Source organism: Paraburkholderia susongensis, from assembly GCF_900177725.1.
Classification (GTDB): domain Bacteria; phylum Pseudomonadota; class Gammaproteobacteria; order Burkholderiales; family Burkholderiaceae; genus Paraburkholderia; species Paraburkholderia susongensis.
Map to the genome: position 1 here is coordinate 182,610 of NZ_FXAT01000009.1, position 25,739 is coordinate 208,348.

25 protein-coding genes are annotated in these 25,739 nt (G+C 66.3%); 10 read left to right on the top strand and 15 right to left on the bottom strand.

What is annotated here, in order from left to right; genetic code table 11:
• Window positions 1-21: 21 nt before the first annotated feature.
• The 15 genes from B9Z01_RS24500 to mpl form a co-directional block, all read right to left on the bottom strand.
• Window positions 22-1,080 (bottom strand): aldose 1-epimerase, encoded by a 1,059-nt coding sequence (locus B9Z01_RS24500; protein WP_085487826.1) that lies wholly within the window; start codon window positions 1,078-1,080, stop codon window positions 22-24.
• A gap of 118 nt (window positions 1,081-1,198) precedes the next feature.
• A complete protein-coding gene (locus B9Z01_RS24505) occupies window positions 1,199-2,137 on the bottom strand; it encodes an SMP-30/gluconolactonase/LRE family protein (protein WP_085487827.1) in 939 nt (312 codons plus the stop codon).
• Window positions 2,134-2,934 carry an SDR family NAD(P)-dependent oxidoreductase gene (locus B9Z01_RS24510; RefSeq protein ID WP_085487829.1) on the bottom strand — a complete coding sequence of 267 codons (801 nt, stop codon included), beginning with the start codon at window positions 2,932-2,934 and terminating at the stop codon, window positions 2,134-2,136. Before B9Z01_RS24510 ends, B9Z01_RS24505 begins: the two co-directional genes overlap by 4 nt.
• A 59-nt stretch (window positions 2,935-2,993) precedes the next feature.
• Window positions 2,994-4,010, bottom strand: coding sequence for an L-arabinose ABC transporter permease AraH (gene araH, locus B9Z01_RS24515; RefSeq protein ID WP_085487831.1), 1,017 nt, complete (start codon window positions 4,008-4,010; stop codon window positions 2,994-2,996).
• A gap of 54 nt (window positions 4,011-4,064) precedes the next feature.
• Window positions 4,065-5,615, bottom strand: a complete 1,551-nt coding sequence (araG, locus tag B9Z01_RS24520) for an L-arabinose ABC transporter ATP-binding protein AraG (protein ID WP_085487833.1) — start codon at window positions 5,613-5,615, stop codon at window positions 4,065-4,067.
• Window positions 5,616-5,808: 193 nt separating this feature from the next.
• Window positions 5,809-6,807, bottom strand: coding sequence for an arabinose ABC transporter substrate-binding protein (locus B9Z01_RS24525; RefSeq protein ID WP_085487835.1), 999 nt, complete (start codon window positions 6,805-6,807; stop codon window positions 5,809-5,811).
• Between the two features lie 186 nt (window positions 6,808-6,993).
• The gene (locus B9Z01_RS24530; protein WP_085487837.1) at window positions 6,994-7,776 is read right to left on the bottom strand and encodes an SDR family oxidoreductase; all 783 of its coding nucleotides are present in this window, start codon (window positions 7,774-7,776) and stop codon (window positions 6,994-6,996) included.
• Window positions 7,773-8,453, bottom strand: coding sequence for a 2-dehydro-3-deoxy-6-phosphogalactonate aldolase (locus B9Z01_RS24535; protein WP_085487839.1), 681 nt, complete (start codon window positions 8,451-8,453; stop codon window positions 7,773-7,775). Before B9Z01_RS24535 ends, B9Z01_RS24530 begins: the two co-directional genes overlap by 4 nt.
• Before the next feature lie 44 nt (window positions 8,454-8,497).
• Window positions 8,498-9,592, bottom strand: coding sequence for a 2-dehydro-3-deoxygalactonokinase (locus B9Z01_RS24540; RefSeq protein ID WP_085487988.1), 1,095 nt, complete (start codon window positions 9,590-9,592; stop codon window positions 8,498-8,500).
• The gene (locus tag B9Z01_RS24545; RefSeq protein ID WP_085487841.1) at window positions 9,589-10,593 is read right to left on the bottom strand and encodes an IclR family transcriptional regulator; all 1,005 of its coding nucleotides are present in this window, start codon (window positions 10,591-10,593) and stop codon (window positions 9,589-9,591) included. The genes B9Z01_RS24540 and B9Z01_RS24545 overlap by 4 nt, the downstream gene beginning before the upstream one ends.
• A 426-nt stretch (window positions 10,594-11,019) precedes the next feature.
• Complete coding sequence (gene mtgA / locus B9Z01_RS24550) at window positions 11,020-11,754, bottom strand: monofunctional biosynthetic peptidoglycan transglycosylase (RefSeq protein WP_085487843.1); 735 nt, start codon at window positions 11,752-11,754, stop codon at window positions 11,020-11,022.
• Window positions 11,755-11,822: 68 nt separating this feature from the next.
• Window positions 11,823-12,686, bottom strand: a complete 864-nt coding sequence (gene aroE / locus B9Z01_RS24555) for a shikimate dehydrogenase (protein WP_085487845.1) — start codon at window positions 12,684-12,686, stop codon at window positions 11,823-11,825.
• Window positions 12,683-14,845: a ribonuclease catalytic domain-containing protein gene (locus tag B9Z01_RS24560; protein ID WP_085487847.1), complete on the bottom strand. Its 2,163-nt coding sequence runs from the start codon at window positions 14,843-14,845 to the stop codon at window positions 12,683-12,685. The genes aroE and B9Z01_RS24560 overlap by 4 nt, the downstream gene beginning before the upstream one ends.
• Before the next feature lie 124 nt (window positions 14,846-14,969).
• Entirely contained in the window at window positions 14,970-15,557 is a 588-nt protein-coding gene (locus B9Z01_RS24565; protein WP_085487849.1) for a YqiA/YcfP family alpha/beta fold hydrolase, read from the bottom strand.
• Window positions 15,554-16,948, bottom strand: a complete 1,395-nt coding sequence (mpl, locus tag B9Z01_RS24570; protein ID WP_085487851.1) for a UDP-N-acetylmuramate:L-alanyl-gamma-D-glutamyl-meso-diaminopimelate ligase — start codon at window positions 16,946-16,948, stop codon at window positions 15,554-15,556. Before mpl ends, B9Z01_RS24565 begins: the two co-directional genes overlap by 4 nt.
• A 144-nt stretch (window positions 16,949-17,092) precedes the next feature.
• Between mpl and B9Z01_RS24575 the strand changes: the two genes are divergently transcribed.
• The 10 genes from B9Z01_RS24575 (at window position 17,093) to B9Z01_RS24620 (ending at window position 25,485) form a co-directional block, all read left to right on the top strand.
• Entirely contained in the window at window positions 17,093-17,746 is a 654-nt protein-coding gene (locus B9Z01_RS24575; RefSeq protein WP_085487853.1) for a UDP-N-acetylmuramate--alanine ligase, read from the top strand.
• Between the two features lie 22 nt (window positions 17,747-17,768).
• Window positions 17,769-18,353 carry a TlpA family protein disulfide reductase gene (locus B9Z01_RS24580; RefSeq protein WP_085487855.1) on the top strand — a complete coding sequence of 195 codons (585 nt, stop codon included), beginning with the start codon at window positions 17,769-17,771 and terminating at the stop codon, window positions 18,351-18,353.
• 207 nt (window positions 18,354-18,560) lie between these two features.
• The gene (gene aroQ / locus B9Z01_RS24585) at window positions 18,561-19,016 is read left to right on the top strand and encodes a type II 3-dehydroquinate dehydratase (RefSeq protein ID WP_085487857.1); all 456 of its coding nucleotides are present in this window, start codon (window positions 18,561-18,563) and stop codon (window positions 19,014-19,016) included.
• A 78-nt stretch (window positions 19,017-19,094) separates the two neighbouring features.
• Window positions 19,095-19,562 carry an acetyl-CoA carboxylase biotin carboxyl carrier protein gene (accB, locus tag B9Z01_RS24590; protein WP_085487859.1) on the top strand — a complete coding sequence of 156 codons (468 nt, stop codon included), beginning with the start codon at window positions 19,095-19,097 and terminating at the stop codon, window positions 19,560-19,562.
• 116 nt (window positions 19,563-19,678) lie between these two features.
• A complete protein-coding gene (gene accC / locus B9Z01_RS24595) occupies window positions 19,679-21,043 on the top strand; it encodes an acetyl-CoA carboxylase biotin carboxylase subunit (RefSeq protein WP_085487861.1) in 1,365 nt (454 codons plus the stop codon).
• A 3-nt stretch (window positions 21,044-21,046) separates the two neighbouring features.
• Window positions 21,047-21,949, top strand: a complete 903-nt coding sequence (gene prmA / locus B9Z01_RS24600) for a 50S ribosomal protein L11 methyltransferase (protein WP_085487863.1) — start codon at window positions 21,047-21,049, stop codon at window positions 21,947-21,949.
• Window positions 21,950-21,996: 47 nt separating this feature from the next.
• Window positions 21,997-23,379 carry a zinc-ribbon and DUF3426 domain-containing protein gene (locus B9Z01_RS24605; RefSeq protein ID WP_085487865.1) on the top strand — a complete coding sequence of 461 codons (1,383 nt, stop codon included), beginning with the start codon at window positions 21,997-21,999 and terminating at the stop codon, window positions 23,377-23,379.
• 69 nt (window positions 23,380-23,448) lie between these two features.
• Window positions 23,449-23,949 (top strand): thiol peroxidase, encoded by a 501-nt coding sequence (gene tpx / locus B9Z01_RS24610; protein WP_085487867.1) that lies wholly within the window; start codon window positions 23,449-23,451, stop codon window positions 23,947-23,949.
• 95 nt (window positions 23,950-24,044) lie between these two features.
• Window positions 24,045-24,983 carry a carbohydrate kinase family protein gene (locus tag B9Z01_RS24615; protein ID WP_085487869.1) on the top strand — a complete coding sequence of 313 codons (939 nt, stop codon included), beginning with the start codon at window positions 24,045-24,047 and terminating at the stop codon, window positions 24,981-24,983.
• A gap of 25 nt (window positions 24,984-25,008) precedes the next feature.
• Window positions 25,009-25,485 (top strand): outer membrane lipoprotein, encoded by a 477-nt coding sequence (locus B9Z01_RS24620; RefSeq protein WP_085487871.1) that lies wholly within the window; start codon window positions 25,009-25,011, stop codon window positions 25,483-25,485.
• The last annotated feature ends 254 nt before the right edge of the window (window positions 25,486-25,739 follow it).

The window sequence follows — 25,739 nt, forward strand, 5'->3', positions numbered from 1 at the left end:
GTATGCACCCGCCACATCCTGTCACTGCCGCCGCGCCCCACGCCCGCCCGGCATCGACCGCAGCCCCATCCGCTCGACGGTAAAGCGGAACGTGCGCGTCAAACGCTCGCCGCGCTTGAGCAGGGTCATGCCGTTTTCGCTCGCGCCGCCCGCGAGGTTCATCGCGTTGATCGGATGATCGACCGGCTCGAAACAGAAGAAATCTTCGCCGGGCGGCGTGTACAGCACGTAGTAGTCCGTGTCGGCCGCGATGTTCAGCGACAGCCGGCGCTTCGGCCACACCACGGCCGCCTGGCCGCTCCAGCCGGTAAACGCGTGATTGACGATCGTCTCCGGCAGCGGATACGCGACGCCGAACTGCCACGCGGGCGGCGCCGGCACGTGGCGCACTGGCAACCAGTCGTCACCCGAGAGCCACAGGCCGCCCGCCGCCGCCGACAGTTCGGTATCCGCGTCGCGCACGAAGAACGGGTGCACGCCGAGCCCGAACGGCAGCGTCTCGCGCCCGGCGTTTTCGATTTCGAGCGCGACGACGAGTGTCGGGCCGTCGAGCGTGTAGGTTTGCGTCGCGCGATACGCGTACGGCTTGCCGTCGCAGCGATCGAGCGAAAGACGCGCATGCTCGCGATCCGCTTCGACGACCTGCCATTGCGCGAGCCAGCCGTCGCCGTGAATCGGCAGCGGCTCGTCGGCGCGGTTGCGCGGCACTTCGACGCGCCGCCCCGCCACGCTGAACTGCCCGCCGCCGATCCGGTTCGAATACGGCAGCAGCGGATAGCAGGCGAGCTGGTTCGGCTGCGTGTCGGCGCCGACGTGGCGGCAGCGCCGGAAGATCGGCGTGAGCGCGCCGTCGTTGCGCCAGTCGAAGCGGGTCACGCCGCCGCCGAGCGTCGGCGCGACGTCGAGCCGCAACTGCGCGTTGGTGAGCGTGATGCAGGCGAAATCGCCGGCGCTGCCTTCGCCGAGCGCCACCGCCGACGTGCTGGGGCCCGCCAGCACAGGGTTGGCCGCCGCGGCAAGTCGCGAGCGCCGGGTCTGGGACGTTTGGGATGAGGCTGAAACGAAATTCGCAACAGTCATGTCTGGCTCCATCGAGAGGCGTGGGACGTGGCCGTCAAGGCTGACGGGTGCTGCGTGCTTTTTTTCTTTTTCTGCTTCACCTTCACGATCGCGGCCCCGGCGCGCGGCCGGGAACGCGTCATTCTGTGTCAGACGGGGCGCCTTCGAACAGCGGCTCGGCCACCCCGCGCCGCGCGAGCGTCGCGACGAACACGCCGCCCGCGAACGTATCGGCCGCGAGCGCCGCCGCGTCGAGTTCGGCGCGCGCGCTCGTGATGTAGAGCGTGTCGAGCTGCGCGCCGCCGGCGGCGAGCCCTCTTGCGGGACCGCCGAGCGCAACACAGCTAGGCTGCGCGGTCGGCACCTCGACGCGCTCCGTTTCCATGCCGTCGCAACCGTAGCGCACCACGCGCGCGCCGCCCCACTGCGCGTTCCACAGGCCGCCGTCGCTGTCGACGCTCGAGCCGTCGGGCACGCCGCTCGCGTCGGTCAGGCGCGTGAACACGCGGTCGTTGACGATGCAGCCGTCCGCGCGATAGTCGCAGGCGCGGATTTCGCGCGTCGGCGAATCGCAGTAATACATCGTCGCGCCGTCGGGGCTGAACGCGATGCTGTTCGAGATCGCCGGCGCCGGCAGCGGCAGGCGTTCGAGCGACAGATCGCGATTGAGCCGGTAAAAGCCACCCACGCGCTGCAACATCCCGCTCTCGTCCTTGGTGCCGAACACGAAACGCCCCGCGCGATCGCAGCGGCCGTCGTTCACGCGCGTGTTCATGCCGGGCTCGACGTCGACGATACGTTGCGTGCCGCCCGTCTCCAGATCGAAGAACGCGAGATGCGAGGCGAGACCGAGCAGCAGGTAGCGCGGATTCGTGCACAGCGCGAACGTCGCGAGCCGCTCGGGCATGGGCCAGGAATCGCTGCGGCCGTCGGACGGATCATAGCGCCACAGGCGCGCGCCTTCGATATCGGTCCAGTAGAAGCGGCCGGTTCGCGCACACCAGGTCGCGCCTTCGCCAAGCTCGCACTTCGTGTCGAGCAGCAGCGTGGCCCGTTGCGTGCGTGCCTCGGCAGTCACGCCCAGCCTCCATCGACGACGATGTCCTGCGCGGTAATCATGCGGCTGTCGTCGGCGGCGAGGAAGAGCGCCATGCGCGCGAGGTCGGCCGGCATCAGCTCGGCGTCGATGCACTGCCCTTCCTTGATCTGCCGGCGGCCCGCGTCGTCGAGCCAGAGGCGCTTCTGCTTTTCCGTCATCACCCAGCCCGGCACGAGCGTGTTGACGCGGATGTCGAAGTGCCCGAGGTCGCGCGCGAGGCCGCGCGTCAAACCCTGCACCGCCGACTTCGACATCACGTAGACCGGATAGCCGCCGTTCTTGAGCATCCAGCTGATCGAGCCGAGGTTGATAATCGAGCCGCTCTTCGCGGCCTTCATGTCCTCCATCACGGCCTGCGCCGCGAAGAACTGGTGGCGGATATTCACGGCGATGCCCGCGTCGAACGACTCGCGTGTCACCTCGCCGATCTGGTGGCGCTTGTCGTTCGCCGCGTTGTTGACGAGCACCTGGATCGGCCCGAGCGCGGCCTTCACGTCGGCAATCGCTTTTTGCAGCGCGTCGACATCGGTCAGATCGCAGGTCAGGAACAGCGGCTTGTGCTTCGAATCGCCGAGCTGATCGGCGAGCGCTTCGCCGGCGCTCGCATCGATATCGAAGAACGCGACGCGCGCACCCTGCGCCGCGAAATGCTCGACGAACGAAGCACCGATGCCGGTCGCGCCGCCCGTGATCAACACCGTACGGTCGACGAGACTCGGATAGCGCGCGTACGCGGTATCCGCGAGGCGGGCGTTTGCATTGGCCGGAGACGACATCGTTCGATTCCTTTAAGAACTGGATGGTGAGAGCGGAGCGGGTCGCGCGACGAATCCGGTCAATCGCGCGAGCCGCGGTTCTTCAACTGGTCGAGCAGCACGGCGGCAAGCAGGATCGCGCCGCGCACGAGGTACTGGTAGAACGCGTCGATGTTGAGCAGGTTCATCACGTTCTCGACCGTGCCCATGATCAGCACGCCGATCACGACGCCGGAGATCGTCGCGCGGCCGCCGAGCAGCGACACACCGCCGAGCACGCACGCCGAGATCACGTTCAGCTCGAAGCCTTCCGCCGCATTCGGCTGACCCGAGGTGATGCGCGACGCGAGGATCACGCCGGCGAGCGCGGTCACCGCGCCCTGGATCAGGAAGATATAGACACGCGTGCGCTCCACGTTGATACCGGCGAGACGCGACGCTTCCGGATTGCCGCCGATCGCGAGCGTGTTGCGGCCGTACACGGTCTGGTTGAGCATCACGCCGAACACGATGAAGCAGAACAGCGTGACCCAGATCGGCAGCGACACGCCGAAGAACGTCAGTCCGCCGAGCGCGATAAACGTATCCGACGATACGCCGACCGCCTGCCCATGCGACACGATGAAACCGAGGCCGCGCACGATTTCCATCGTCGCGAGCGTCGTAATCAGCGCGTTGATGCGCAGATAGGCGATCACCGCGCCGTTGACGAAGCCGATCGCCGCACCCGCCGCGACCGCCGCGACGATCGCGATAAACGTGTTGCCGGTCGCGTTGAGCACCATCGCGCACAGCACGCCCGCGAACGCGACGGTCGAGCCGACCGAGAGGTCGAAGTCGCGCGAGGCGAGGCAGAACATCATCGTGCACGCGACCATGCCGATCTGCGAGATCGACAGCGCGAGGCCGAGCATGTTCTCAATCGAGAAGAAGTGGTCGACGGTCAGCGACATCGTGATGAACATCACGACGAAGATCACGATCAGGCTGTACTCGGTGATCTGCTGCCACCATTTCGTCTTGTCGCCCGTCTGCGGAATCAGCGCGTCGGCCGCGCTCTTGGCGGCCTCTTGCGCGAGGTTTTCTCTGGCTTGCATGTTCAATACTCCTCCCCGTTCCCCACGGGTTGCGGACTTGCGTCCAAATAAGGTTCAGGCCGCGTGCTGCGCGCCCGCGTTGGCGGCGTTTGCGCTGTCCGGCAGCGCGGTCGAGCTTTGCGGCAGCGCGAGACTCAGCACCGACTGTTCGGTCGCGTCCTTGCGCGCGAGTTCGCCGGAAATGCGGCCCTGGCGCATCACGACGATGCGGTCGGACACGCCGAGCACTTCGGGCAATTCGGACGAGATCATCACGATCGCGCAGCCACGTTCCGCGAGCTGATAGATCACGTTGTAGATTTCGTGCTTCGCGCCGACGTCGATGCCGCGCGTCGGTTCGTCGAGAATCACCACCTTCAGATTGGGCTCGGCGAGCCAGCGCGACAGAATCGCCTTCTGCTGGTTGCCACCCGACAGGAAGCGGATCTTCTGACGGCGGCTCGGCGTCTTGATCTTCAGGAGCTTGATGAAACGGTCGGCCGTTTCAGCTTCCTTCTTGCGGTCGAGGAACATGCCCGCGCGCAGATAGTGGCGGCGGCAGCTGATGTTGATGTTCTCCGAGACCGTCGCCATCGCGACGATGCCCTCTTCCTTGCGGTCTTCCGGGCACAGCACGATGCCGTGCCTGATCGCTTCGCCCGCGCTGCGCACCTTGATCGGCTTGCCGTCGAGCAACAGTTCGCCGCCCTTCTTGTGGTCGGCGCCGTACACGAGGTGCATCAGCTCGCTGCGGCCCGCGCCCACCAATCCGAAGAAGCCGACGATCTCGCCGCGCCGCACTTCGAAGCTCGCGGGCTGTGCGAGCGGATGGCCTTCGATCGCTTTCGCCGCGAAGCGCACTTCGCCGAGCGGCCGCGCCGAGTAGTTGTAGATGTCCGAAATTTCCCGACCGACCATTTCGCTCACGAGCGTATCGCGCGACACGCCTTCGAGCGTCGGATGCGAGGCGACCTTGCGGCCGTCGCGGAAGATCGTGCACGCGTCGCACAGCTCGTAGATCTCGTCCATGCGGTGCGAGATGTAGATCATCGCGCGGTTGTCGGCGCGCAGATCGCGCACGAGCTTGAACAGCACTTCTGTCTCGCGGTGCGAGAGCGAACTGGTCGGCTCGTCGAGCGCGATCACGCGCGCGTTGCGCAGCAGCGCCTTGCAGATTTCGACCATCTGCCGCTGTGCGATCGAGAGCTTGCGCAGTTTCGCGTTCGGGTCGAGCGCGACGCCCATCGCTTCGAGCCGCTCGCGCACGAAACGCTTCGCTTCGCGCTTGTTGACCCAGCCGAGCGAGTTCGGCAGTGCGCCGAGCAGCAGGTTTTCCGCGACCGTGAGGTCGGGCACGTATTGCAGTTCCTGGTGAATCACCGCGATGCCAGCGCCGATCGACGCCGCCGCGCTCGTGAAACGCACCTCGTTGCCGTCGATCATCACGCGGCCCGAATCGGGCTGGTACTCGCCGCCGAGTATCTTCAGCAGCGTCGATTTCCCCGCGCCGTTTTCGCCCATGAGGCCATGCACCTGGCCCGCGTAGACGTCGAAGGACACACCGTCGAGCGCACGCACGCCTGGAAAAACCTTGCCGATATTGTCAAAACGTAGCGTCGCTGACACTTCGCCTCCTGTGTCGACCGGAGTTAACGCTTTAGCGCTTACTCCGGTCCCATGCTCTGCGGTCGACCGGAGTTAGCGCTTTAGCTGTCGATCCGTAGTTGGCGCTTCAGCGCCTACTACGGTCCCATGCAGAGCACTTACTCCGGTCCCATGCTAGATACTTGCTTGCTTCATCTCACCGCAATCGACCCGCTTACTTCGACGCGAGGCCCATCTTCTCGCGCACTTCGCCGACGTTGTCACGCGTTGCCAGCATGCCGGTCGTCAGCGTGAGCATCGGCGGTTCCTTGCCTTGCGTGATCCAGTCGTACATCAGCGTCGAGGTTTCCTCGCCGTGGCGCTTCGGGCTGATGATGACCGTGCCGTAGAAGCCCGTCGGCTGCGGCTTCTTGAACTCGTTCAGAGCCGAATCCGAACCGCCGATGCCGATGCCGATCATGTTGTCGGCCTTGAAACCGCGGCCTTCCGCTGCGCGCACTGCGCCGAGCACGCCTTCGTCGTTCAGCGCGTAAGCAACCCAATGCTTGAACTGCGGGTTCTTCGTGAGCGCGATGTTGGCGGCGTTGAACGCGTTTTCCGTGTCGGTCTTCGCCTGCGGCGCGGCGATCACGTTCGCCTTCGGGAAGCCCGCGGCGACGAGCGCGTCGGTGGCGCCGGTGGTGCGGTCATGCGCGGTCGGCAGCTGCTCGTAGGTCACGTCGATCGCGCCGACGTCCTTCATGTCCCAGCCGCGCTTCTTGATTTCAGCCGCGATGCCGTCGCCGACCTGCTTGCCGATGTTGTACGCCGAAATGCCCATGTGCGGCACCGACTCGATCGGCTTGCCCGCGCCGTCGACGAGACGGTCGTCGACCGTCATCATCTTCAGGCCGTCGGCCTTCGCCTTCGCGACGATGCCCGGTCCGAGCTTGACGTCGGGCGTGCAGATCACGAAGCCCTGTGCCTTCTGCGCGGCGAGGTTATCGATCGCGCTCATCACCTTCTCGCCCGACGGCGCGCCGATCTTCACGAGCGTGAAGCCCTTCTCCTTGGCGGCGATCTCGGCGAACTTCCATTCGTCCTGGAACCACGGCTCTTCCGGTTGCTTCACGAGGAAGCCGATCTTGACCTGATCAGCGGCCTGCACGACCGGTGCGTTGAAGAGCACACCCGCCGCTGCCGCTGCCAGCGTGAGGAAAATTCTACGTTTCATGATGCGTGTCTCCTGACTAATTGATAACGAGAAGGTATTGGCCGCGTCTTCTTGTACCGGTCTGACACACGCGGCCAGCGCGTCGTCCGGTGTTCTGCCTGTGCTTCTGCCTGTGCCTCTTCACGCCTCCTCGCGCAGCGCGCTCCTGTGACTCCTGTGAGCGCGATCCTCACGAGGCAGGCAAATTCAATCGTGATACAGCGCCGAGCGCCCGCCATCCACGGTGATGCAACTCGCGTTGATGAACGGCGCTTCGTCCGACGCGAGGAACACCGCGGTCATCGCCACTTCCTCGGGCCGGCCGATGCGCTTCATCGGCTGCAGCGCGAGCGTCGCCTGCTTCGCGGCGGCGGGATCGGGCTGCTCGTTCCACCAGTCGTGCGTCAACTGCGTCTCGATGTAGCCCGGCGCGATCGCATTCACGCGCACGTTGCGCGGCGCGTATTCGATGCCGAGCGCGCGCGTGAGGCCAATCACGCCGTGCTTCGCGACCGGGTACGGAAAGCAGCCCGGAATGATCTTGAACGCGTGCGTCGACGCGATGTTCACGATGCTGCCCGCGCCGCGCTCGACCATGCCCGGCAGCACCGCGCGGCAACCGTTCCACACGCCGTCGAGATCGACCGCGAAGCAGCGCCGCCAGTCGGCGTCGCTCATCGTGAGCGGATCGCAGAACACGTTGATGCCCGCATTGTTGACGAGCACGTCGAGCGCGCCGAAAGCACGTTCGCCCTCGCTCACCGCATGCTGCACCGAGGCCGCCTGCGTGACGTCCGTCTGCACCGCGAGCACGCGCGCGCCCGCGCCGATTTGCGCCTCGATCTGTGCGGCCGTGCGCTGCGCGGCGTCGGGATCGAGTTCAGCCAGCACCACCGCCGCACCCTCGCGCGCGAACGCGAGCGCGATCGCCGCGCCGATGCCGCGCCCGGCACCGGTCACGAGAGCGGCTTTGCCAGCGAGCCGGTTCATTTCTTCGCGCCCGCGCGGGCGATCCGCAAACCGTTGATGAACGCCTTCGCGTGCGAGGCGGTCACGGCCGCGCTTTGCCCCGGCTTGTAGAGCGCCGAGCCGAGCCCGAAACCATTCGCACCCGCGCTCAGAAACGGCCCCATGTTGTCCGGCGTGATACCGCCGACCGGCACGAGCGGCACCTGCGCCGCAATCACCGCGCGCCATGCCTTGACGACCTGGCAGCCGAGCTGTTCGGCGGGGAACATCTTCAGCACGTCCGCGCCGTTCTTGAGCGCGATGAATGCTTCGTTCGGCGTCGCGACGCCCGGCGCGCACGCAAGGCCCTGCGCCTTCGCGGCGCTGACGACCTCGGGGTCGCTATGCGGCATCACGATGAGTTCACCACCCGCCGCCTTCACATCGTCGACGAATACCGGATGCAGCACCGTGCCCGCGCCGACGATCGCGTCGGCCGGCAGCGCCTTGCGGATCGCGGCGATGCTGTCGAACGGCTGCGGCGAATTGAGCGGCACCTCGACGATGCGAAAGCCCGCCTCATACAGCGCCTGGCCGTGATCGGCCGCATCGGCGGGCGTCACGCCGCGCAGGATCGCGATCAGCGGACAGGCTTCGAACGCGGCGATCAGACCTGCGTGCGGCATGTACGGTGCGGGCAGATTGATGTGAGGTTGCATGTCGGTTCCTTGTTTCGTGAGCGGTCTTGCCGCCGGCCGGCCGGTTAGCCGGCGCTCCGTGCGCGGGCGGACGGATTGACGAGCCCCGCCTCGGCGGCGACGCGCCACAGGCCGCGCTCGGTCGCGTGCTTGACTAGCTGTGCCTGCAGGCAGCCGAATTGCGCGAGCGCGAGGCGGTAGCGCTCGCATAGCGCTTCGTTGCCGATCAGGCGCGGGCTCTGGTGCGCGAGCGAACTCTGCTGCAGCACGAGCACCGCTTCGAGACCGGCCAGCTCGTGCCCGATCAGCAGGCCCGACAGATAGTCGGGCTGCGCTTCGCCCGGCAGCTCGCCGGTGAGACCGAGCGTGCGGGTGCTGAACACCGTCGCGAGCATGCCCGCCTGGCCCTTCTCTCGAGCGACGTTCACACCGCGCAGGAATGCTTCGGTATCCGGACGATCGGGCGTGGTCATCGTGCGGCCGAGGATCGTATGCTCGCGCAGCGCGGCGAACACCTCGCCGGTCATGAACGTATGAAAACGCTCGATACGCCCCGCCTGCACGACCGCCCATTTCGCATGCGTGCCCGGCAGGCCGATCAACGAGCACGTGCTGCTTGCGGCATGGGCGGCGTCGTTCGCGGCGTCATGTGCGGCGTCCGCGTCCTCGCTGAGCGCGCCGACAATCTGCGTCTCCTCGCCGCGCATCACGTTGGGCAGCTCGCCGCGTTGCAGCACGCCGGGCACGATATGCAGCGTCGCGCCGTTGGCCGCCGTCACACGGACGATGCCGGCCACGAGCGCGTCGGCATTCGCGGGCGTTTCGACATACGGCGCTTCGAGCCAGCCCTGCGCGCTGCCGACCATGCCCGCCGCGATCACCGGCACGCCATGCGCGCGTTCGAGCCACGCGCCGCAGACGTCGTCGAATACGGCGTCGAAGCCGCCCTCGGCGGCGCTGCGCGGCAGGTTCATGATGCCGGCCGCCGACGCGCGCGTCGCCAGCACGCGGCCGTGCCCGTCGAACAGATACGCGCGCAGCGACGTCGTGCCCCAGTCGAGCGCGATCAGCGCGGCACGCGCGAAATCGACACCCGCATCGATGCCGTCGTCGACGGCTGATTCGTGGTTCGCCACGGTGGCGATGCCCGCCTGTTTCATCGCTTGATCCTGCGGGCTGCCGGTTGCGGAGCGCGCCAACCGAGTTCCTCCGAGATCGCGCGCGCCTCGCGCTGCACGACCGGAATCAGTTCGTCCATGCGTTCGAGCGGCATGTACGGAATCGTGCTCGCCACCGAGAGCGCCGCGACGATCGCGCCCGACGCATCGCGCACCGGCGCCGCGACGCAACGGATCGCCGCTTCGTTTTCCTCGAGGTCGAAGGTGTAGCCGCCGGCCGCGTAGTTCGTCATGCGCTGCATGAAGGTCGGCGCGTCGGGGCGGTTGTCCGGCTTGAAGCTCACGCCCGCGAGCGCGCGGCGCGAGGCGTCGAAGAGCGACTGCCACGCGTCCGGCGCGAGGTCGAGCATCATCGCCTTGCCGATGCCGGTCGACGCGAGCGGCATGCGGTGGCCGACGCGCGAGCGCATTTCGAGGCCGCGCGTGCCGGGAATCTTGTCGATGTACAGCACGTCGTCGCCATCGCGCACGCCGAGGTGGATCGTGTCGAGCGTCTGCTCGGCCAGCGACTCCAGATGCGGGCGCGCCACCGCGGTGAGCGGCATCTGTTCGAGCGCGATCGTGCCGAGTTCGATCAGCTTCGGCCCGAGCAGATAGCCGCCCTGCACCTGACGCAGATAGCGCGCCTGCACGAGGCTGCTCACGAGCCGGTGCGTGGTGCTGCGGGTCGTGCCGAGCGCGGCGCCGAAGCTGCGCAGATCGCGCACGCCGGCGGCGGCCGCTTCGAGAATCGCGAGGCCGCGCAGGAGCGTCTGCGTGCCCGCCTGCTGCGGCGTGATCTCCAGCAGCGTGACGGGCAGCCCGAGTCCGTCGGCGGCGCCGGGCCGCGTGACAGGGCGCGACGCTCTTGCGGCGGAAGGGGCGCTCGCGGCGGCACTGGCGGTGACGGCCGGGGTCTGACGCGGCGCGGAGCCCGGTGCGCTGTTCGGCGTCTGTACGGCCTCGGCCGCGCTGACGGCGTGAGTAGGCATCGCTTTGTTCATGGCGATTCGCTTTCGGATGATTTTTTGCGCTTAGCGCGCGGGGCCGGAGAGAAGCCCGGCAATGCGTGCGGCGGGGATGCTTGCGGCGCCGCGCTCGCGCGGGTGCTGTCTTTGGCTGCCAGACATGGTGGGTGTCGTCTCCGGTTTTTTTGCTGCCGCTATCGGCTGGGTCGGAGCGCCTGGCGCTCCGATTTGCGATGCGTGTTGGCTTGGATTGTAGGGCGACTTTCGAGAATCACCAATATGTGAATGTTGAGTCCATATAATGAGATTTTAGTTGCCGATTGGCTGTTTAGTTGCGGCTGGCAGGTACGGTTCCGGGCGCATTCCGGACGTAAAAAAACCCGCGCGAGGCGGGCTTGAGAACGTGGAAAACGTGGAAAACGCGGCTTATCCGGCGCTCAGGCGTGAGCACCGCACGCGCGTTCAATCGGGCAATTCGGCCGCGCCCATGCGTCGCGCGATCACACGCGAGCGTTGCGCGAGATATGCGGAATTACGGTGTTCGTCGAAATATTTGGGGCGCGGCAGCATCACCGCGAGACGCGCGGATTGCGCGGCGGTCAGCTTGCTCGCGGGAGTTTTGTAGTAGTACTGCGCGGCCGCCTCGGCGCCATACACGCCATTGCCCCATTCGACCGAGTTCAGATAGATCTCGAAGATGCGCTGCTTGTCCATCAGCGTTTCGAGCATCCACGTGATGATCAGCTCCTGACCTTTGCGGATGTAGCTTTTCTCGCGCGACAGAAACAGATTGCGCGCGAGCTGCTGCGTGATCGTCGAGCCGCCGCGCACGATCTTGCCGCGCGCCTTGTTGCGCTCCCACGCCTGCAGGATCGCGTCGGTTTCGTAGCCGTTGTTGTTGACGAAATTCGCGTCTTCGGACGCGATGATCGCGCGCTTGAGATTGTGGGAAATCTGGTCGTACGGCACCCACGTGCGCTGCACCGACAGATCCGGCCGATCCTGCGACAGACGCCATGCGTCCGAGCGCATGAACGCCGTCGAGCGCGGATTGACGACGGTCCAGACCGCGATCTGCGTGAAGTAGAACGCCTGCGTGACGAGCCACGCGAGCGCCAGCACCGCGATCAGATAGAGCAGCCATTGCACCGGGCTGGGCCGGCCTCGCGAACCGCTTGCGCGCCGCGTCGCTGTCATCGTGCGTTCAGTCCTCGAATGGGTGAATGCCGCCGGGCGTCCACTGGATCCTCGATACCGTGATGCCGTTAAGCCGGCGACGGCGCCGTCAGCAGCGCGCGCAATTCGGCGAGCACCGGCGCGCCGTCCGGGCGCACGCCGCGCCATACGTAAAACGATTCGGCCGCCTGCTCGACCAGCATGCCGAGGCCGTCCGCGCCGCGCGCGCCGAGCGTGCGCGCGTGCTCCATGAAGACCGTCGGATGCGCGCCGTACATCATGTCGTACGCGAGCGTGCCGTTGCCGAACGCGTGGTCGTCGCACTCGGGCAGCGACGCGTCGAGGCTGCCTGCGGTCGCGTTGACGATCACGTCGTACTGCCCCGCTTCGATTGCGCGCGCGCCGCCGCCCGTCAGACGGCATTGCGCGTCGCGCGCGGCCTGCGCGAACTGGCCGACGAGCGCCTCGGCTTTCGCCGCCGTGCGGTTGACGATCGTCAGCGTATGCGGCGCGCGATCGAGCATCGGCAGCACGACGCCGCGCGCGGCGCCGCCCGCGCCGAGCAGCAGGATGCGCGCGCCCTTCAGCGGCACGCCGAGATTCACCTCGATGTCGCGCACGAGGCCAAAGCCGTCCGTGTTGTCGCCGTAGATGCCGTTCGCGTCGACGCGCAGTGTGTTCACCGCGCCCGCTGCCGCCGCGCGCGGCGACAACGTGTTCGCGAACGCATGAGCCTCGAGCTTGAACGGCACGGTCACGTTCAGACCGCGTCCGCCCGCTTCGATGAACGCGCGCACGTGCGGCACGAATGCATCGACCGGTGCGAGCAGATGGCCGTAGTCGACCGGCTCGCCGGTTTGCGCGGCGAAGCGGCCGTGAATGAACGGCGATTTGCTGTGGCCGACCGGATTGCCGATGACCGCGTAACGGTCGCGCGCTTCGTTGCCGCTCATCGTCCCGGCTCCGTGATGTGTTGTTCGGCGTCGGCGGGATTGGCTGCGCTATCGTTGCCTTCGTCGCTGTTTCCGTCGTTGCGCTCGTCGCCCGTGCCGTTTTCCGTGGCGCTCTCGCCATCATCGAGATTGCCGTCGAGATCGGCCTCGGCTTGCGCCTCGGCTTCGCCCTCTGCGCTGTCGTCGGCTGCGTCGAGCAGTTCTTCGTCGCCCTCGTCCTCAGCTTCGTCGGCTTCGCCGCCGCTCGTCACGGTCGGCGCATCGAGCACGTGCAGGAGACGCACCGAGGCTTCGATCGTCAGCTCGTCGATCGACATCACTTCCATCTGCAAACGCGTGCCGCGCGCATGCACGCCGAGGCCGGGTACATGCAGCAGCAGCGGAATCTCCTCGAGACGGACGAGATCGCCCTTCACGACCGACGCCACCACCTGCTTGCGGTTCTCCTGCTTCAGCCAGCGCAGGCACCAGAAGTACTCCATGCGGCGCTGATAATCGGCATACGCGGTGTAGGTGTCGTCGAAACCCTGCACGACCGCGAACAGGTCGGCGTCTTTCGGCTTGAACGGCGCGGCGAGCTTCGCGGTCACGCCGTGCTGCACACAGGCGATCAACTGCCACTGGTTCACGAGGTCGACGTAGCGGCGCAACGGCGACGTGCTCCACGCATACTGCGTGACGCCGAGGCCTTCGTGCGGCGCGGCGTTGGTCTGCATGCGCGTGCGCTTCGGGCCGCTCGGCGCGCCGAACGCGCGCTGCGTGCGGTAGATGCCCGGCACGCCGTGATCGTGCAGGAACGCGCCCCAGGACGAGTTCGCGAGAATCGCGAGTTCGGCGACGATCGTGTCGAGCGGCGAGCCGCGCCGGCGCGGCGTGATCGTGATGTGCTCGCCGTCCACGTAGAAATTGAAGTCGGTATTGCGCTGCACTTCGCGGCGCAGACCGTAGCCGGCGCGCGCGGTCTGCCGCTTTTCGAACAGCGCCTGGGCGAACGGCCACAGCACCGCGATGTCGTCCTTGTGCGGATAATCGCCCGTGCCTTCGGCGAGCGCCTGCTCGGTGACGATCTCGTCGAGCGTGTTGTGGCGCAGGTTGCTCTTCACGAACACGCGCTCGGCGCGCGTTTCGCTCGCGACGATCTCCTGCGTCTCGCGATTGACGATCACGTACAGCGACAGCGCCGGGCGATAGCCGCCCTCCGCGAGCGTGAACGTCTCGACGACGCTGTCGGGCAGCATCGTGATCTTGTCGCCCGGCATGTAGACGGTCGAAAGCCGCGTGCGCGCAATCGCGTCGGCCTCGTCGCCGCGCTGGATGCCGAGCGCCGGCGCGGCGATGTGCACGCCGATACGCACGCGGCCGTCGGCCAGATGCTCGACGGAGAACGCGTCGTCGATTTCGGTCGTCGTGATGTCGTCGATCGAGAACGCTTCGCCGTCGGCCTGCGGCAGATCGTCGGGCACGATCGCGGCGGCGACCGGCGGAAAGCCGGTGCCGTGCGGGAAAAATTCGGAGAGGAATTTCGCTTCATGCAGCGCGCGCGGCGAGGCGATTGCGCCGCATTCGAGCATCAGCCGCGCCTGCGAAATGCCGCGCGCCGCCGCGGCGCCCTCGAGCGCCTTGTATTCGATCGTGTTCTTGTCGGGCTTCGTGAGCAGCGCGAGCGCCTTGCTGCCCGTGAATGCGTCAGGCAGACGGCCTTCCTTCAGCTCCTCCTCGTACTGCGCCTGCACGAGCGCCTGCTGACGCTTGCGCTCGAGGCCCGCGAGCGCCATCTTCAGTTGCTCTTGCGGCGCGCGCTGATACATGCCGCGGCCCTTGCGGCGGAAATACACCGGCGAGCCGTGCATGCGCAGCACGAGCGCCGCGCGCTCGGCCGCGCCGAAGTGCTCGCCGAAGTACTCTGCGCCCAGCGTCGCGAACGGGAATTCGTCGTCAGGCGCGCATTCCCACAGGAAGTCGAGGTCGATCTCCTGCGCGAGCGCGTCGGCCTGCCCCATCAATTCGGCCGCGCCGGGCTTGTCGAATTCGATCAGCACGTCCTTTGCGCGCACCTTCGCGCGCCGCCCGCCCGGCAACTCGACCTGAAACGCGTCGCCCTGGCGCGACAGCACGCTGCCGGCCTTGAAACTGCCCGATTCCTCGAAGAAAACGTTCACTCAATACTCTCGTTCTGACTTGCATCTGCCGGCGCGCCCGATCCTGTTCAGCGATCGATCACTGCGTGCGCGGCACGACAACATGTTCGTGGTAATGGTCCGCGGCGCGATACGCGCCGGCGGGTTAGTCCTGTTCTGCGTCGCAAAACGCCAGCACATCGTCGGCGTAGCGTGCGAACTCGCTGATCGCATGGTCGCTGCCTTCGATCAGCGTAGTGCGCGCGCCCGGATAGTGCGCGAGCATTTCGCGGTAGTCGAGCACTTCGTCGCCGGTGGCCGCCATCAAATAATAGCGTTCGGGCCGCGTGATCGACGCGACGCCGAGCGCGCGCAGCTCATCCAGATGATGCGGCTCGACGACGATGCTGCCGCCGCCATGCCACAACGGCTGCTCGCCGAGATAGCCGCTCAGATCGCGCTGCGGCACGACCGCCGGGTTCAGCAGCACGGCCGGCCAGCCGTGCTGCTCGGCGAGATACGTGGCGAAATAGCCGCCGAGCGAGCTGCCGATCACCGTCACGCGCTTTGCGCCGCCCTTCGCGCGCGCCTCGGCCACCAGCGACTCGGCAAGCGCAACCGTCTCGAACGGCGACACCGGCAGCATCGGGCAACACCATTCGTCGGCGCGGTCCAGTTCGGCGAGACGCGCCGCGAGCACGCGCGCCTTGAACGAATTCGGCGACGAACGGAAACCGTGCAGATAGAGAATCACGACGCACCTCGCGTCGAAAGCGCGTCGAGCAGCTTCTGATGCACGCCGCCGAAGCCGCCGTTGCTCATCACGAGAATCTGGTCGCCGGGGCGCGCGGCGTGAACCACCGCTTTGACGAGCGCGTCGAGATGGTCGAACGCCTGCGCCTTGCCGCCGAGCGGCGCGAGCGCCTCGCCGAGGTTCCAGCCGAGCGCGTCGCGCCCGCCCGGCGCGCCGTAGCCGAACACCAGATCGGCGTCGGCGAGACTTGCGGGCAGTTGCGCCTTCATCACGCCGAGCTTCATCGTGTTCGAGCGCGGCTCGAGCACCGCGAGAATCCGCGTGTTGTCACGGCCGACGCGCGCGCGCAGCCCGGCGACGGTCGTCTCGATGGCAGTTGGGTGGTGCGCGAAGTCGTCGTACACGGTCACGCCGTCGACGCTGCCGCGCACTTCCATGCGGCGCTTCACGTTGCGAAAGCCCGACAGCGACTTCGCGGCCTGCGCGGGCGGCACACCGACGTGGCGTGCGGCGGCGATCGCGGCCAGCGCGTTCATGCGGTTGTGCTCGCCCTGCACCTGCCAGTCCACGAGCCCGGCACGCTCGCCGTTGTGATACACCGCGAAGCGTTCGTCGACGGGCACGCCGGCTTCAGCGGGCTGCACTTCCCAGCCGCCCTGCACGCCGAAGCGCTCGACCTCGCTCCAGCAGCCGCGCGTGAGTACGCGCTCGAGCGCGTCTTCGCGGCCGTTCGTGACGACGCGGCCAAGGCTCGGCACCGTGCGGATCAGGTGATGGAACTGCGTTTCGATCGCGGCGAGATCGGGGAAGATGTCGGCGTGATCGAATTCGAGATTGTTCAGCACCGCCGTTTTCGGGCGGTAATGGACGAACTTCGAGCGCTTGTCGAAGAACGCGGTGTCGTACTCGTCGGCTTCGATCACGAAGAAGCTCGAATCGGTGAGCCGCGCCGATACGCCGAAATTGAGCGGCACGCCGCCGATCAGGAAGCCCGGGTTCAGGCCCGCGTCTTCGAGCAGCCAGGTCAGCATCGAGCTGGTCGTGGTCTTGCCGTGCGTGCCCGCCACCGCGAGCACCCACTTGCCGTTCAGCACGTGCTCGCCGAGCCATTGCGGACCGGACACGTACGGCAGGCCGCGGTCGAGAATCGCCTCCATCAGCGGGTTGCCGCGCGAGACCACATTGCCGATCACGAACAGGTCCGCGTTCAGGCCGTTCAGCTGGTCCGCGTCGTAACCCTCGATCAGACGGATGCCTTGCGCCTCGAGCTGCGTGCTCATCGGCGGATAGACGCCGGCGTCGCAGCCGGTCACCGTGTGGCCCGCGCCGCGCGCGAGCACCGCGAGACCGCCCATGAAGGTGCCGCAGATGCCGAGGATGTGGATGTGCATAAGCCTGTCGTGCCGCGCGGGCGTTTTTTGCGAGAAGTGGGAGTGCCGCAGGACGGCCGGAACGACCGTCTGCAAAGGACGCCCATTGTAACCGACGCGGCTCGCGCGACCGCGCCGCCAACCTCTATCTAGTATCATGGACGGATGGTTCGCAAATCACATTTCGATCCGCAGCGCGTGCGCGAGGAAATCGCCATCGCGGCTGCGCGCATGATTGCCGAGGACGGTCTGGACTACGCCACCGCGAAGCGCAAAGCGGCCCGGCAGGTCGTCGGCGAGACTCGTGTTGCCGGTGAATGGCTGCCGGACAACGATCAGATAGAAGAAGAAATCCGTGAATATCAATTGCTCTTTCAGGGCGACAGCCAGCCGGCGCTGCTGCGGCGGCTGCGCGTGATCGCGGTCGACTGGATGGAGCGGCTCGCGCCGTTCAATCCGTATCTGACCGGCGCCGTGCTCGGCGGCACGGCCGGCGAGCATTCGGACGTGCATCTGCAGGTGTTCTGCGACAACCCGAAGGAAGTCGCGATCTATCTGCTGAATGCGAACATCCAGTACGACGTATCGGAAACGCGGCACTTCGCGGGCCGCGGCTACGTGGAGACGCTGAGCTTCCTCTGGCGTCCCGCCGACGAACCACGCGAGGCGGAGCCGGTCGGCATTCACCTCGCGCTGTACGAAACCGACGACCTGCGCGGCGCGGTGCGCGCCGACGCGCGCGGCCGCACGGCGCGAGCCAATCTGCAAACGGTGCAGGCGCTGCTCGACGGCGGCGAAATCACCTCCTTCACCAACTGAACTGAAACGAAGCAGAGCGACAATGAACACGAGACGGATTCTGGCGGGCGCGGTCGTCGCGCTGGCCGCCGCGGGCGGCGGGGTGCTGGCCAATCACTGGCTCGATCGCGACGCCGACGTCGCGTACGCGGCGCAGGGCGGAGCACAGGCCGGGGCACAAGCCGACGCACAGGCTGACTCGCACCAGAGCGCGGTCCAGCAACTGTGGGCCGCGCCGGTCACGAGCGTCGACGGCAAGCCGCAGTCGCTGAGCCTGCTCAAGGGGCATCCGATCGTCGTCAACTTCTGGGCGTCGTGGTGCGGGCCGTGCGTCGAGGAAATGCCCGCGCTTTCCAAGCTTCAGCGCGAGTATGAGAAGAAAGGAATCCAGTTCGTCGGACTGGGTGTCGATTCGGAAAAGAACATCCAGGCGTTCCTGCAGAAGGTCAAGGTCGCCTACCCGATCTACGTGACCGGCTTCGGCGGCGCCGATCTCGCGCGGGCGTTCGGCAACAACGCGGGCGGTTTGCCGTTTACCGTCGTGATCGACGCAAAAGGCAACATCCGGTCGACAAAATTGGGCCAGATCGACCCCGCCGCGCTCCGGCAAACGCTCGATACGCTGTAAATTCCGCTTTTCCTTTGCTGCTCCTTTTGGTGCCCGATTCCGCGCAGAACGAGCAAAAATGCGCGAGAATCCCGAGGATTTGAGTGAAGTTGGGTCTCCGGCACGGCGGCGAGCCGCGCCGGAGAGCGCTTCGTACGTGCGCGAAACTAGACAAGTTTCTCTAATCAGCGCTAAAGTGCGCCCAATTCCACGGAAATAGAAGCGACCATGACGCGACTGCTGGTACTGCACGGACCCAACCTCAATCTTCTCGGTACCCGGGAGCCTGAGGTCTACGGTCACGTGACCCTGCCGCAGATCGATCAGGCGCTCTCGGACCGCGCCGCGGATGCAGATGTCGAGCTTGCATCGTTCCAGAGCAATCATGAAGGCGCGCTGGTCGACCGCATCCAGTCCGCCCGGACCGAAAAGACCGATTTCATCCTGATCAATCCCGCCGCGTACACGCACACGAGCGTCGCGATTCGGGACGCACTGGCGGGGGTCGGCATCCCGTTCGTCGAGATTCATCTGTCGAACGTGCATCGCCGCGAACCGTTCCGGCATCACTCGTATTTCTCCGACCAGGCAGAGGGCGTGATTTGCGGCCTTGGCTGGAAGGGGTATCTGTACGCGCTCGAATTCGCGCTCGACCGGCTCAAGGCCGGCTCGTCGCGCGGCTGAATCCAAACACGTCCAATTTGAGCCGGCTACTGCACGATTGCACATGCCGGCACACTACGCATTGAAAGGGGCAACCTGATGGATCTACGTAAACTCAAAACTCTGATCGACCTCGTCTCGGAGTCCGGTATTTCCGAACTCGAAGTGACCGAGGGCGAAGGCAAGGTCCGCATCGTCAAGAATGCGCCGCCGGTTTACGTGCAACCGTCCGCTTCGTACGCGCCCCAGCAATTCGCACCGCAAGCACCGGCGGCCGGCTTCGACGCACCGGCCGCCAGCGCCCCGGCGGCCCCCGCCGTTGCCGCGCCGCAGGGCCACGTCGTGACCTCGCCGATGGTCGGCACCTTCTACCGCGCGCCGTCGCCGGGCGCCGATCCGTTCGTGCAGGTCGGCGACACGGTCAAGGAAGGCCAGACCATCTGCATCATCGAAGCGATGAAACTGCTCAACGAGATCGAGTCGGACAAGTCCGGCGTGGTCAAGGAAATCCTCGTCGAAAACGGCCAGGCGGTCGAGTACGGCCAACCGCTGTTCGTGGTCGGCTAACGCGGCACCTGAAGTTCGCCGCCCGCGCGCCGTTCATCCCGAGGCGCGCGACCGATCCTCTGCGGCAGCCGGTGTCGTGACCGACCCGGCGCCCATTGATGAGTCGAAAACCCGCTATGTTTGAAAAAATCCTCATTGCCAATCGTGGCGAGATCGCGCTTCGTGTCCAGCGCGCTTGCCGCGAACTCGGCGTCAAGACGGTCGTCGTCTATTCGGAAGCCGACAAGGAAGCCAAGTACGTGAAGCTCGCCGACGAGGCGGTCTGCATCGGCCCGGCGCCGTCGAATCTGAGCTATCTGAACATGCCCGCGCTCATCAGCGCGGCCGAAGTCACCGACGCCGAAGCGATCCACCCCGGCTACGGCTTCCTCTCGGAGAACGCCGACTTCGCCGAGCGCGTCGAGCAGTCCGGCTTCACCTTCATCGGCCCGCGTCCGGAAACGATCCGCATGATGGGCGACAAGGTCACGGCCAAGCAGACCATGATCAAGACCGGCGTGCCGTGCGTGCCGGGCTCGGAAGGCGCGTTGCCGGATGATCCGAAAGAGATCGTGAAGATTGCGCGCCAGATCGGCTATCCGGTCATCATCAAGGCGGCGGGCGGCGGCGGCGGACGCGGCATGCGTGTGGTCCACACGGAAGCGGCGCTCGTCAACGCGGTCAACATGACCCGCGAAGAAGCCGGCCGCGCGTTCGGCAATCCGCAGGTCTACATGGAGAAATTCCTCGAGAACCCGCGGCACATCGAAATCCAGGTGCTGGCCGACTCGTTCAGGAACGCGGTGTGGCTCGGCGAGCGCGACTGCTCGATGCAGCGCCGTCACCAGAAGGTGATCGAGGAAGCGCCGGCGCCCGGTATCGCGCGCCGCCTGATCGAGCGCATCGGCGATCGTTGCGCGGACGCCTGCAAGAAGATGGGCTACCTCGGCGCGGGCACGTTCGAATTCCTGTATGAAAACGGCGAGTTCTACTTCATCGAAATGAACACGCGCGTGCAGGTCGAGCATCCGGTGACCGAGCTGATTACCGGTGTCGACATCGTGCAGGAACAGATCCGCATCGCGGCCGGCGAAAAGCTCACGTTCCGCCAGCGCGACATCCAGTTCCGCGGCCATGCGATCGAATGCCGGATCAACGCCGAAGATCCGTTCAAGTTCACGCCGTCGCCGGGACGCCTGACGTCATGGCACATGCCGGGCGGCCCCGGCATCCGCGTCGATTCGCACGCGTACAACGGCTATTTCGTGCCGCCGAACTATGATTCGATGATCGGCAAGCTGATCGCCTACGGCGCGACGCGCGAACAGGCCATCATGCGGATGCGCATCGCGCTGTCGGAAATGGTGGTCGAAGGCATTCAGACCAACATCCCGCTGCACCGCGAGCTGATGCTCGACGCGAAGTTCGTCGAAGGCGGCACCAGCATTCACTACCTCGAAAACCGGCTGGCCGCGCGCCAGCAGGTCGCGGAAGAAGCGTAAGTCATGAGCTATCGGGAACTGGTCGCCGAACTGGCGCGCGAGCACGCGGAGGAATTCTCCGACGCGCTGCTCGAGCTGGGCGCGCTGTCCGTGTCGGTCGAAGACGCGGACGCCGACACGCCCGACGAGCAGCCGCTCTTCGGCGAGCCCGGTCTCACGCCGGACCGCACGGCGTGGCAACGCTCGCGCGTGATCGCGCTGCTCGCGCCGGAACACGAACCGGCGGTGCTGCTGACCGCCGCGGCGAACGAAATCGGGCTCGACACGGCGCCGTCGTTCAGTGTGCGCGAAGTCGAGGAGCAGGATTGGGTGCGGCTCACGCAGTCGCAGTTCGATCCGATCCAGATCGGCGAGCGCATCTGGGTCGTGCCGTCGTGGCACGATGCGCCCGATCCCGACGCGCTCGTGCTGGAACTGGACCCGGGTCTCGCGTTCGGCACCGGCAGCCACCCCACCACGCGCCTGTGCATGGAGTGGATAGAGCAGTCGGTCAAGGCCGGGCAGTCCGTGCTCGACTACGGCTGCGGCTCCGGCATTCTCGCGATTCTCGCGAAGAAGTGCGGCGCGAATCCGGTGATCGGCATCGACATCGATCCGCAGGCGGTCGAATCGGCACGCCACAACAGCGAGCGCAACCATGCCGAAGTCACCTACGGCTTGCCTGACGCATGTCCGGCCGGCGAATTCGACGTCGTGGTCGCCAATATCCTGTCCAATCCGCTGAAGCTGATGGCGTCGATGCTCGCGTCGAAGGTCAAGCCGGGCGGACGCATCGCACTGTCGGGCATTCTCGCGCGCCAGGCGGACGAAGTCGCGCAGGTGTACGCGCGCTGGATCGATATCGGCGTATGGCGCGAACATGAGGGTTGGGTGTGCCTTACGGGAACGCGCCGCGAAAGCCATTAGAATAAGGCGTATTGTCCAACCAACGGCCCTCGGGCTTTACGGCTCATATGCTCCTGGCGACGCGTTGCCCCTTCTGCGAAACCGTCTTTCGTCTGCAACCGGTGCAGCTTGCGCAGCGCCGCGGTCTCGTGCGCTGCGGACACTGTCAGGAAGTCTTCGACGCGTCGAGCAGCCTGTTCGACGTCACTGAAGGCGGCGATTTTTCCACCGCCAAACCTGTCGCCGCGGCAGCCGCGATCGAGGCGCTGTCGGGCGTGCGTCAGAAAAGCCCGGATTTCAGCGCCGAAGCGTCGGCCCCGTGGGTGTCCGCCTCCGAAAGCACACTCGACAACCGTCTGCGTCATCACGCCGACAGCATGCAGCTCTCGCCGCTGCCGCTCGGCAACGACGGCAACCCGCCGCCCACTCCCACGGCTGGTCACGCGACGGCTCACGCGAGCGAACCGGAGTTGCCCGCCGGCGGCTTCGCCGCGCCGATTCCCGCGGATCACGAACCGACGCTCGCTGACGCGCCGCTCGAACCGTTTGCTTACCCGCCTGACGAAGCGCTCCACGAAGCAACTGACAGACTCCCTGACGAAGCGCCTGCCGCGGCGCGTGTGCCGCCGCTGGCCGAGGAAGCGCCGCGCGTCTGGCACAGGACCGAGCGCCCGGAGCCGTCCGCGATGGATGAGCCGGCGCTGCGTGACCCGGCGAGTCTGCGAGGCATCCCCGATAACGAACCGTATTTCGGTGCGGCCGGTTCAGGCGCGGCTGGCTTCGGCAATGCGGCGGGCTTCGGTGCGGCCACAGGCGCGGGCAATTCGGGCGCGGGCGGTCCGGGCGGCCCACGCCCTCCCGAAGGCTTCGCGCCCGCCGCATCGAGCGGCGAGCCGTTTTCTGTTACCCCCGTCAACGATGGCGCCGACCCGTTCCCTGTCATGCGCGAGCCTCGTCCCGCCGAAGCGAGGCGGATCGGCTGGCTCGTGACCGGTGTGGTCGTCGCGGCGCTGCTCATCATTGCACTGCTTGCGCAACTCGCGTGGTGGCAGCGCGAAACCGTGATGGTCAACCTGCCGCGCTCGCGGATCGTCTACGCGAAAATCTGCGCGCAGCTCGGCTGCCAGGTGACGCCGCCGCACGACATCGAAGGGCTGCTCGTCGAGCCGTCCGATCTGCGGCAGATCGACGGCCCGCACAAGCTCGAGCTGAAGATGCCGCTGCACAACCGCCTGAACATACCGCTCGCCTACCCCGCTATCGAACTCACGCTGCTCGACGACCAGAACAACGTCGCCGTGCGGCGCGTGCTGTGGCCGCAGGATTACGTGCCGCCCGGCACTGTGATCGCGGCCGGCCTGCCCGCTCATGCGACGCAGACGATGATCGTGCATCTCGACACCGGCAATGCGGTCGCCTCCAATTTCCGCGTGCAGATTTTTTATCCGTAACGCACCCCCGCGCGTCCGCTCCCGGGCGGGCGCTTCACTGTCATTACTGACGCAATTTCGGAGCACAACATGAGTCAAGTCACGCTGGGTGGCAACCCGATCGAAGTAAGCGGCACGTTCCCGTCGGTGGGCCAGCAGGCCGCCGCGTTCTCGCTGGTCGGCAAGGACCTGAAGCCGCTGTCGCTCGCCGATTTCGCAGGCAAGCGCAAGGTGCTCAACATCGTCCCGAGCCTCGACACGCCGACCTGCGCGACGTCGACCCGCAAGTTCAACGAAGCGGCTGCGAAGCTCAGCAACACGGCCGTGATCGTCGTGTCGGGCGACCTGCCGTTCGCCGCTACGCGCTTCTGCACGACTGAAGGCATCGAGAACGTCGTGACGGCCTCGACATTCCGCGGCCATGAATTCGCACAGGCCTACGGCGTCGACGTGACGAGCGGCCCGCTGACCGGCCTGACGGCGCGCGCCGTCGTCGTGATCGACGAGCACGACAAGGTCGTGCATGCCGAGCTGGTCGGCGAAATCAAGAACGAGCCGAATTACGACGCAGCACTCGCCGCGCTGAAGTAAGCCGCGCGCGCACGAACCCCGGCGCCGCGCCTTCTCGCGCGGCGCTTTCGCAGCGTTGCACCTTTTTCCATCGCCTTTTTACAGGAACGCTCCCCTTGGCTACGCTCATCTGCGGCTCGCTCGCCTACGACAACATCATGACCTTCGAAGGGCGCTTCCGGGAGCACATCCTGCCGGAGCAGGTCCACATCCTGAACGTGAGCTTTCTCGTGCCGACCATGCGCCGCGAGTTCGGCGGCTGCGCGGGCAACATCGCCTACGCGCTGCATCTGCTCGGCGGCGACGCGCGCATCATGGGCGCGATCGGCGCGGTCGACGCGCAGCTCTACATGGACCGGCTCGCGCAGCTCGGCCTGTCGACGGAGAACGTGCTCGTCGTGCCCGACACCTACTCGGCGCAGGCGATGATCACGACCGACCTCGAGAACAACCAGATCACCGCATTCCATCCGGGCGCGATGATGCAGTCGCATTGCAACCGCGCCGACGAAGCGAAGGGGATCACGCTCGGCATCGTCGCGCCGGACGGCTACGACGGCATGGTTCAGCACTCGGAGCAACTGGCCGCCGAGGGCGTGCCGTTCATCTTCGATCCGGGCCAGGGTTTGCCGCTCTTCGACGGCGCGACGCTCCGGCGCATCATTGAACTTGCTACCTATGTTGCGGTCAACGATTACGAAGCCCAACTCGTGAGCAACAAGACCGGCTGGTCGATCGAAGAGATGGCCAGCAAGGTCGAAGCACTGATCATCACGCTCGGCGAAAAGGGCGCGCAGATCTATCATGGCGGCGGCATCGAAGAGATTCCGGCCGTCAAAGCCAAACAGGTGCTCGATCCGACCGGTTGCGGCGATGCATTTCGCGGCGGCTTGCTGTACGGTATCGAGAACGGTCTGGGCTGGGCCACCACGGGCCGTCTCGCCAGTCTGATGGGTGCATTGAAAATCGAGCAGCAGGGTCCGCAAAACTACTCGCCCAGCCGGGCGGAAATCAACGAGCGGTTCAAGCAGGCATTCGGATACGAGCTGTCCTGATACCGCGAGCTATGGGAGTTTGGGAATGGGAACAACAAGTCGCCTGGTCGTCGCCACCTTGATCGCCAGTTCGCTGGCCATGTCGGGGTGTGCGGTCAATAGTAGTTCTCCCGACGTTTTCACCGCGTCGCAGGCGCAGCGTGAACAGACGGTCCGCATGGGCACGGTGGATAGTGTGCGTGCTGTGAGAATCAGTTCGAACAACGGCCAGCCGAGCGGCGTCGGCGCACTCGGCGGCGCCGCGCTCGGCGCGCTCGCGGGCAGCGCGATCGGTGGCGGCCGCGGCTCGGTCGCCACGGGCATCGTCGGCGGCGTCGGCGGCGCGGTTGCCGGCAACGCAGTCGAAAACCGTGTCGCAATGCGCGACGGCGTCGAGATCACCGTGCGACTCGACAACGGCGACATGCGCGCGATCACGCAAACCTCGACCGGCGAAATCTTCCGCGCCGGCGACCGCGTGCGGCTGCTGTCGAGCGGCGGCGTCACGCGCGTCACGCACTAACACCGGGCTTCCCCTCTCGCGCGGCCGCGCGCCGCTCTACTCCCGCGCCGCCACGACGACCTCGCACGCATGCGCCCTCACGGGTCCATGCGTGTTTTTTCGTCCGCAGATTTTTCGTGCGTGCGCAGTTTCCTCGCGACCACAACCCGATCCGTTTCCCGCACACGTGGCCGCCGCCGTCGAACCACGAGGCAAAACGCCAGGCAAAAAAAATCCCGCCACCGGAAAACCGGTAACGGGAGATTGACCGGGTT

Bases quoted from the DNA above. Each gene is read 5' to 3' on its own strand.
- B9Z01_RS24500 (WP_085487826.1), bottom strand. From the start codon at position 1,080: ATGACTGTTGCGAATTTCGTTTCAGCCTCATCCCAAACGTCCCAGACC.
- B9Z01_RS24510 (WP_085487829.1), bottom strand. From the start codon at position 2,934: ATGTCGTCTCCGGCCAATGCAAACGCCCGCCTCGCGGATACCGCGTAC.
- araH (WP_085487831.1), bottom strand. From the start codon at position 4,010: ATGCAAGCCAGAGAAAACCTCGCGCAAGAGGCCGCCAAGAGCGCGGCC.
- B9Z01_RS24525 (WP_085487835.1), bottom strand. From the start codon at position 6,807: ATGAAACGTAGAATTTTCCTCACGCTGGCAGCGGCAGCGGCGGGTGTG.
- B9Z01_RS24530 (WP_085487837.1), bottom strand. From the start codon at position 7,776: ATGAACCGGCTCGCTGGCAAAGCCGCTCTCGTGACCGGTGCCGGGCGC.
- B9Z01_RS24535 (WP_085487839.1), bottom strand. From the start codon at position 8,453: ATGCAACCTCACATCAATCTGCCCGCACCGTACATGCCGCACGCAGGT.
- B9Z01_RS24540 (WP_085487988.1), bottom strand. From the start codon at position 9,592: ATGAAACAGGCGGGCATCGCCACCGTGGCGAACCACGAATCAGCCGTC.
- B9Z01_RS24545 (WP_085487841.1), bottom strand. From the start codon at position 10,593: ATGAACAAAGCGATGCCTACTCACGCCGTCAGCGCGGCCGAGGCCGTA.
- mtgA (WP_085487843.1), bottom strand. From the start codon at position 11,754: ATGACAGCGACGCGGCGCGCAAGCGGTTCGCGAGGCCGGCCCAGCCCG.
- aroE (WP_085487845.1), bottom strand. From the start codon at position 12,686: ATGAGCGGCAACGAAGCGCGCGACCGTTACGCGGTCATCGGCAATCCG.
- mpl (WP_085487851.1), bottom strand. From the start codon at position 16,948: ATGCACATCCACATCCTCGGCATCTGCGGCACCTTCATGGGCGGTCTC.
- B9Z01_RS24575 (WP_085487853.1), top strand. From the start codon at position 17,093: ATGGTTCGCAAATCACATTTCGATCCGCAGCGCGTGCGCGAGGAAATC.
- B9Z01_RS24580 (WP_085487855.1), top strand. From the start codon at position 17,769: ATGAACACGAGACGGATTCTGGCGGGCGCGGTCGTCGCGCTGGCCGCC.
- aroQ (WP_085487857.1), top strand. From the start codon at position 18,561: ATGACGCGACTGCTGGTACTGCACGGACCCAACCTCAATCTTCTCGGT.
- accB (WP_085487859.1), top strand. From the start codon at position 19,095: ATGGATCTACGTAAACTCAAAACTCTGATCGACCTCGTCTCGGAGTCC.
- accC (WP_085487861.1), top strand. From the start codon at position 19,679: ATGTTTGAAAAAATCCTCATTGCCAATCGTGGCGAGATCGCGCTTCGT.
- prmA (WP_085487863.1), top strand. From the start codon at position 21,047: ATGAGCTATCGGGAACTGGTCGCCGAACTGGCGCGCGAGCACGCGGAG.
- B9Z01_RS24605 (WP_085487865.1), top strand. From the start codon at position 21,997: ATGCTCCTGGCGACGCGTTGCCCCTTCTGCGAAACCGTCTTTCGTCTG.
- tpx (WP_085487867.1), top strand. From the start codon at position 23,449: ATGAGTCAAGTCACGCTGGGTGGCAACCCGATCGAAGTAAGCGGCACG.
- B9Z01_RS24620 (WP_085487871.1), top strand. From the start codon at position 25,009: ATGGGAACAACAAGTCGCCTGGTCGTCGCCACCTTGATCGCCAGTTCG.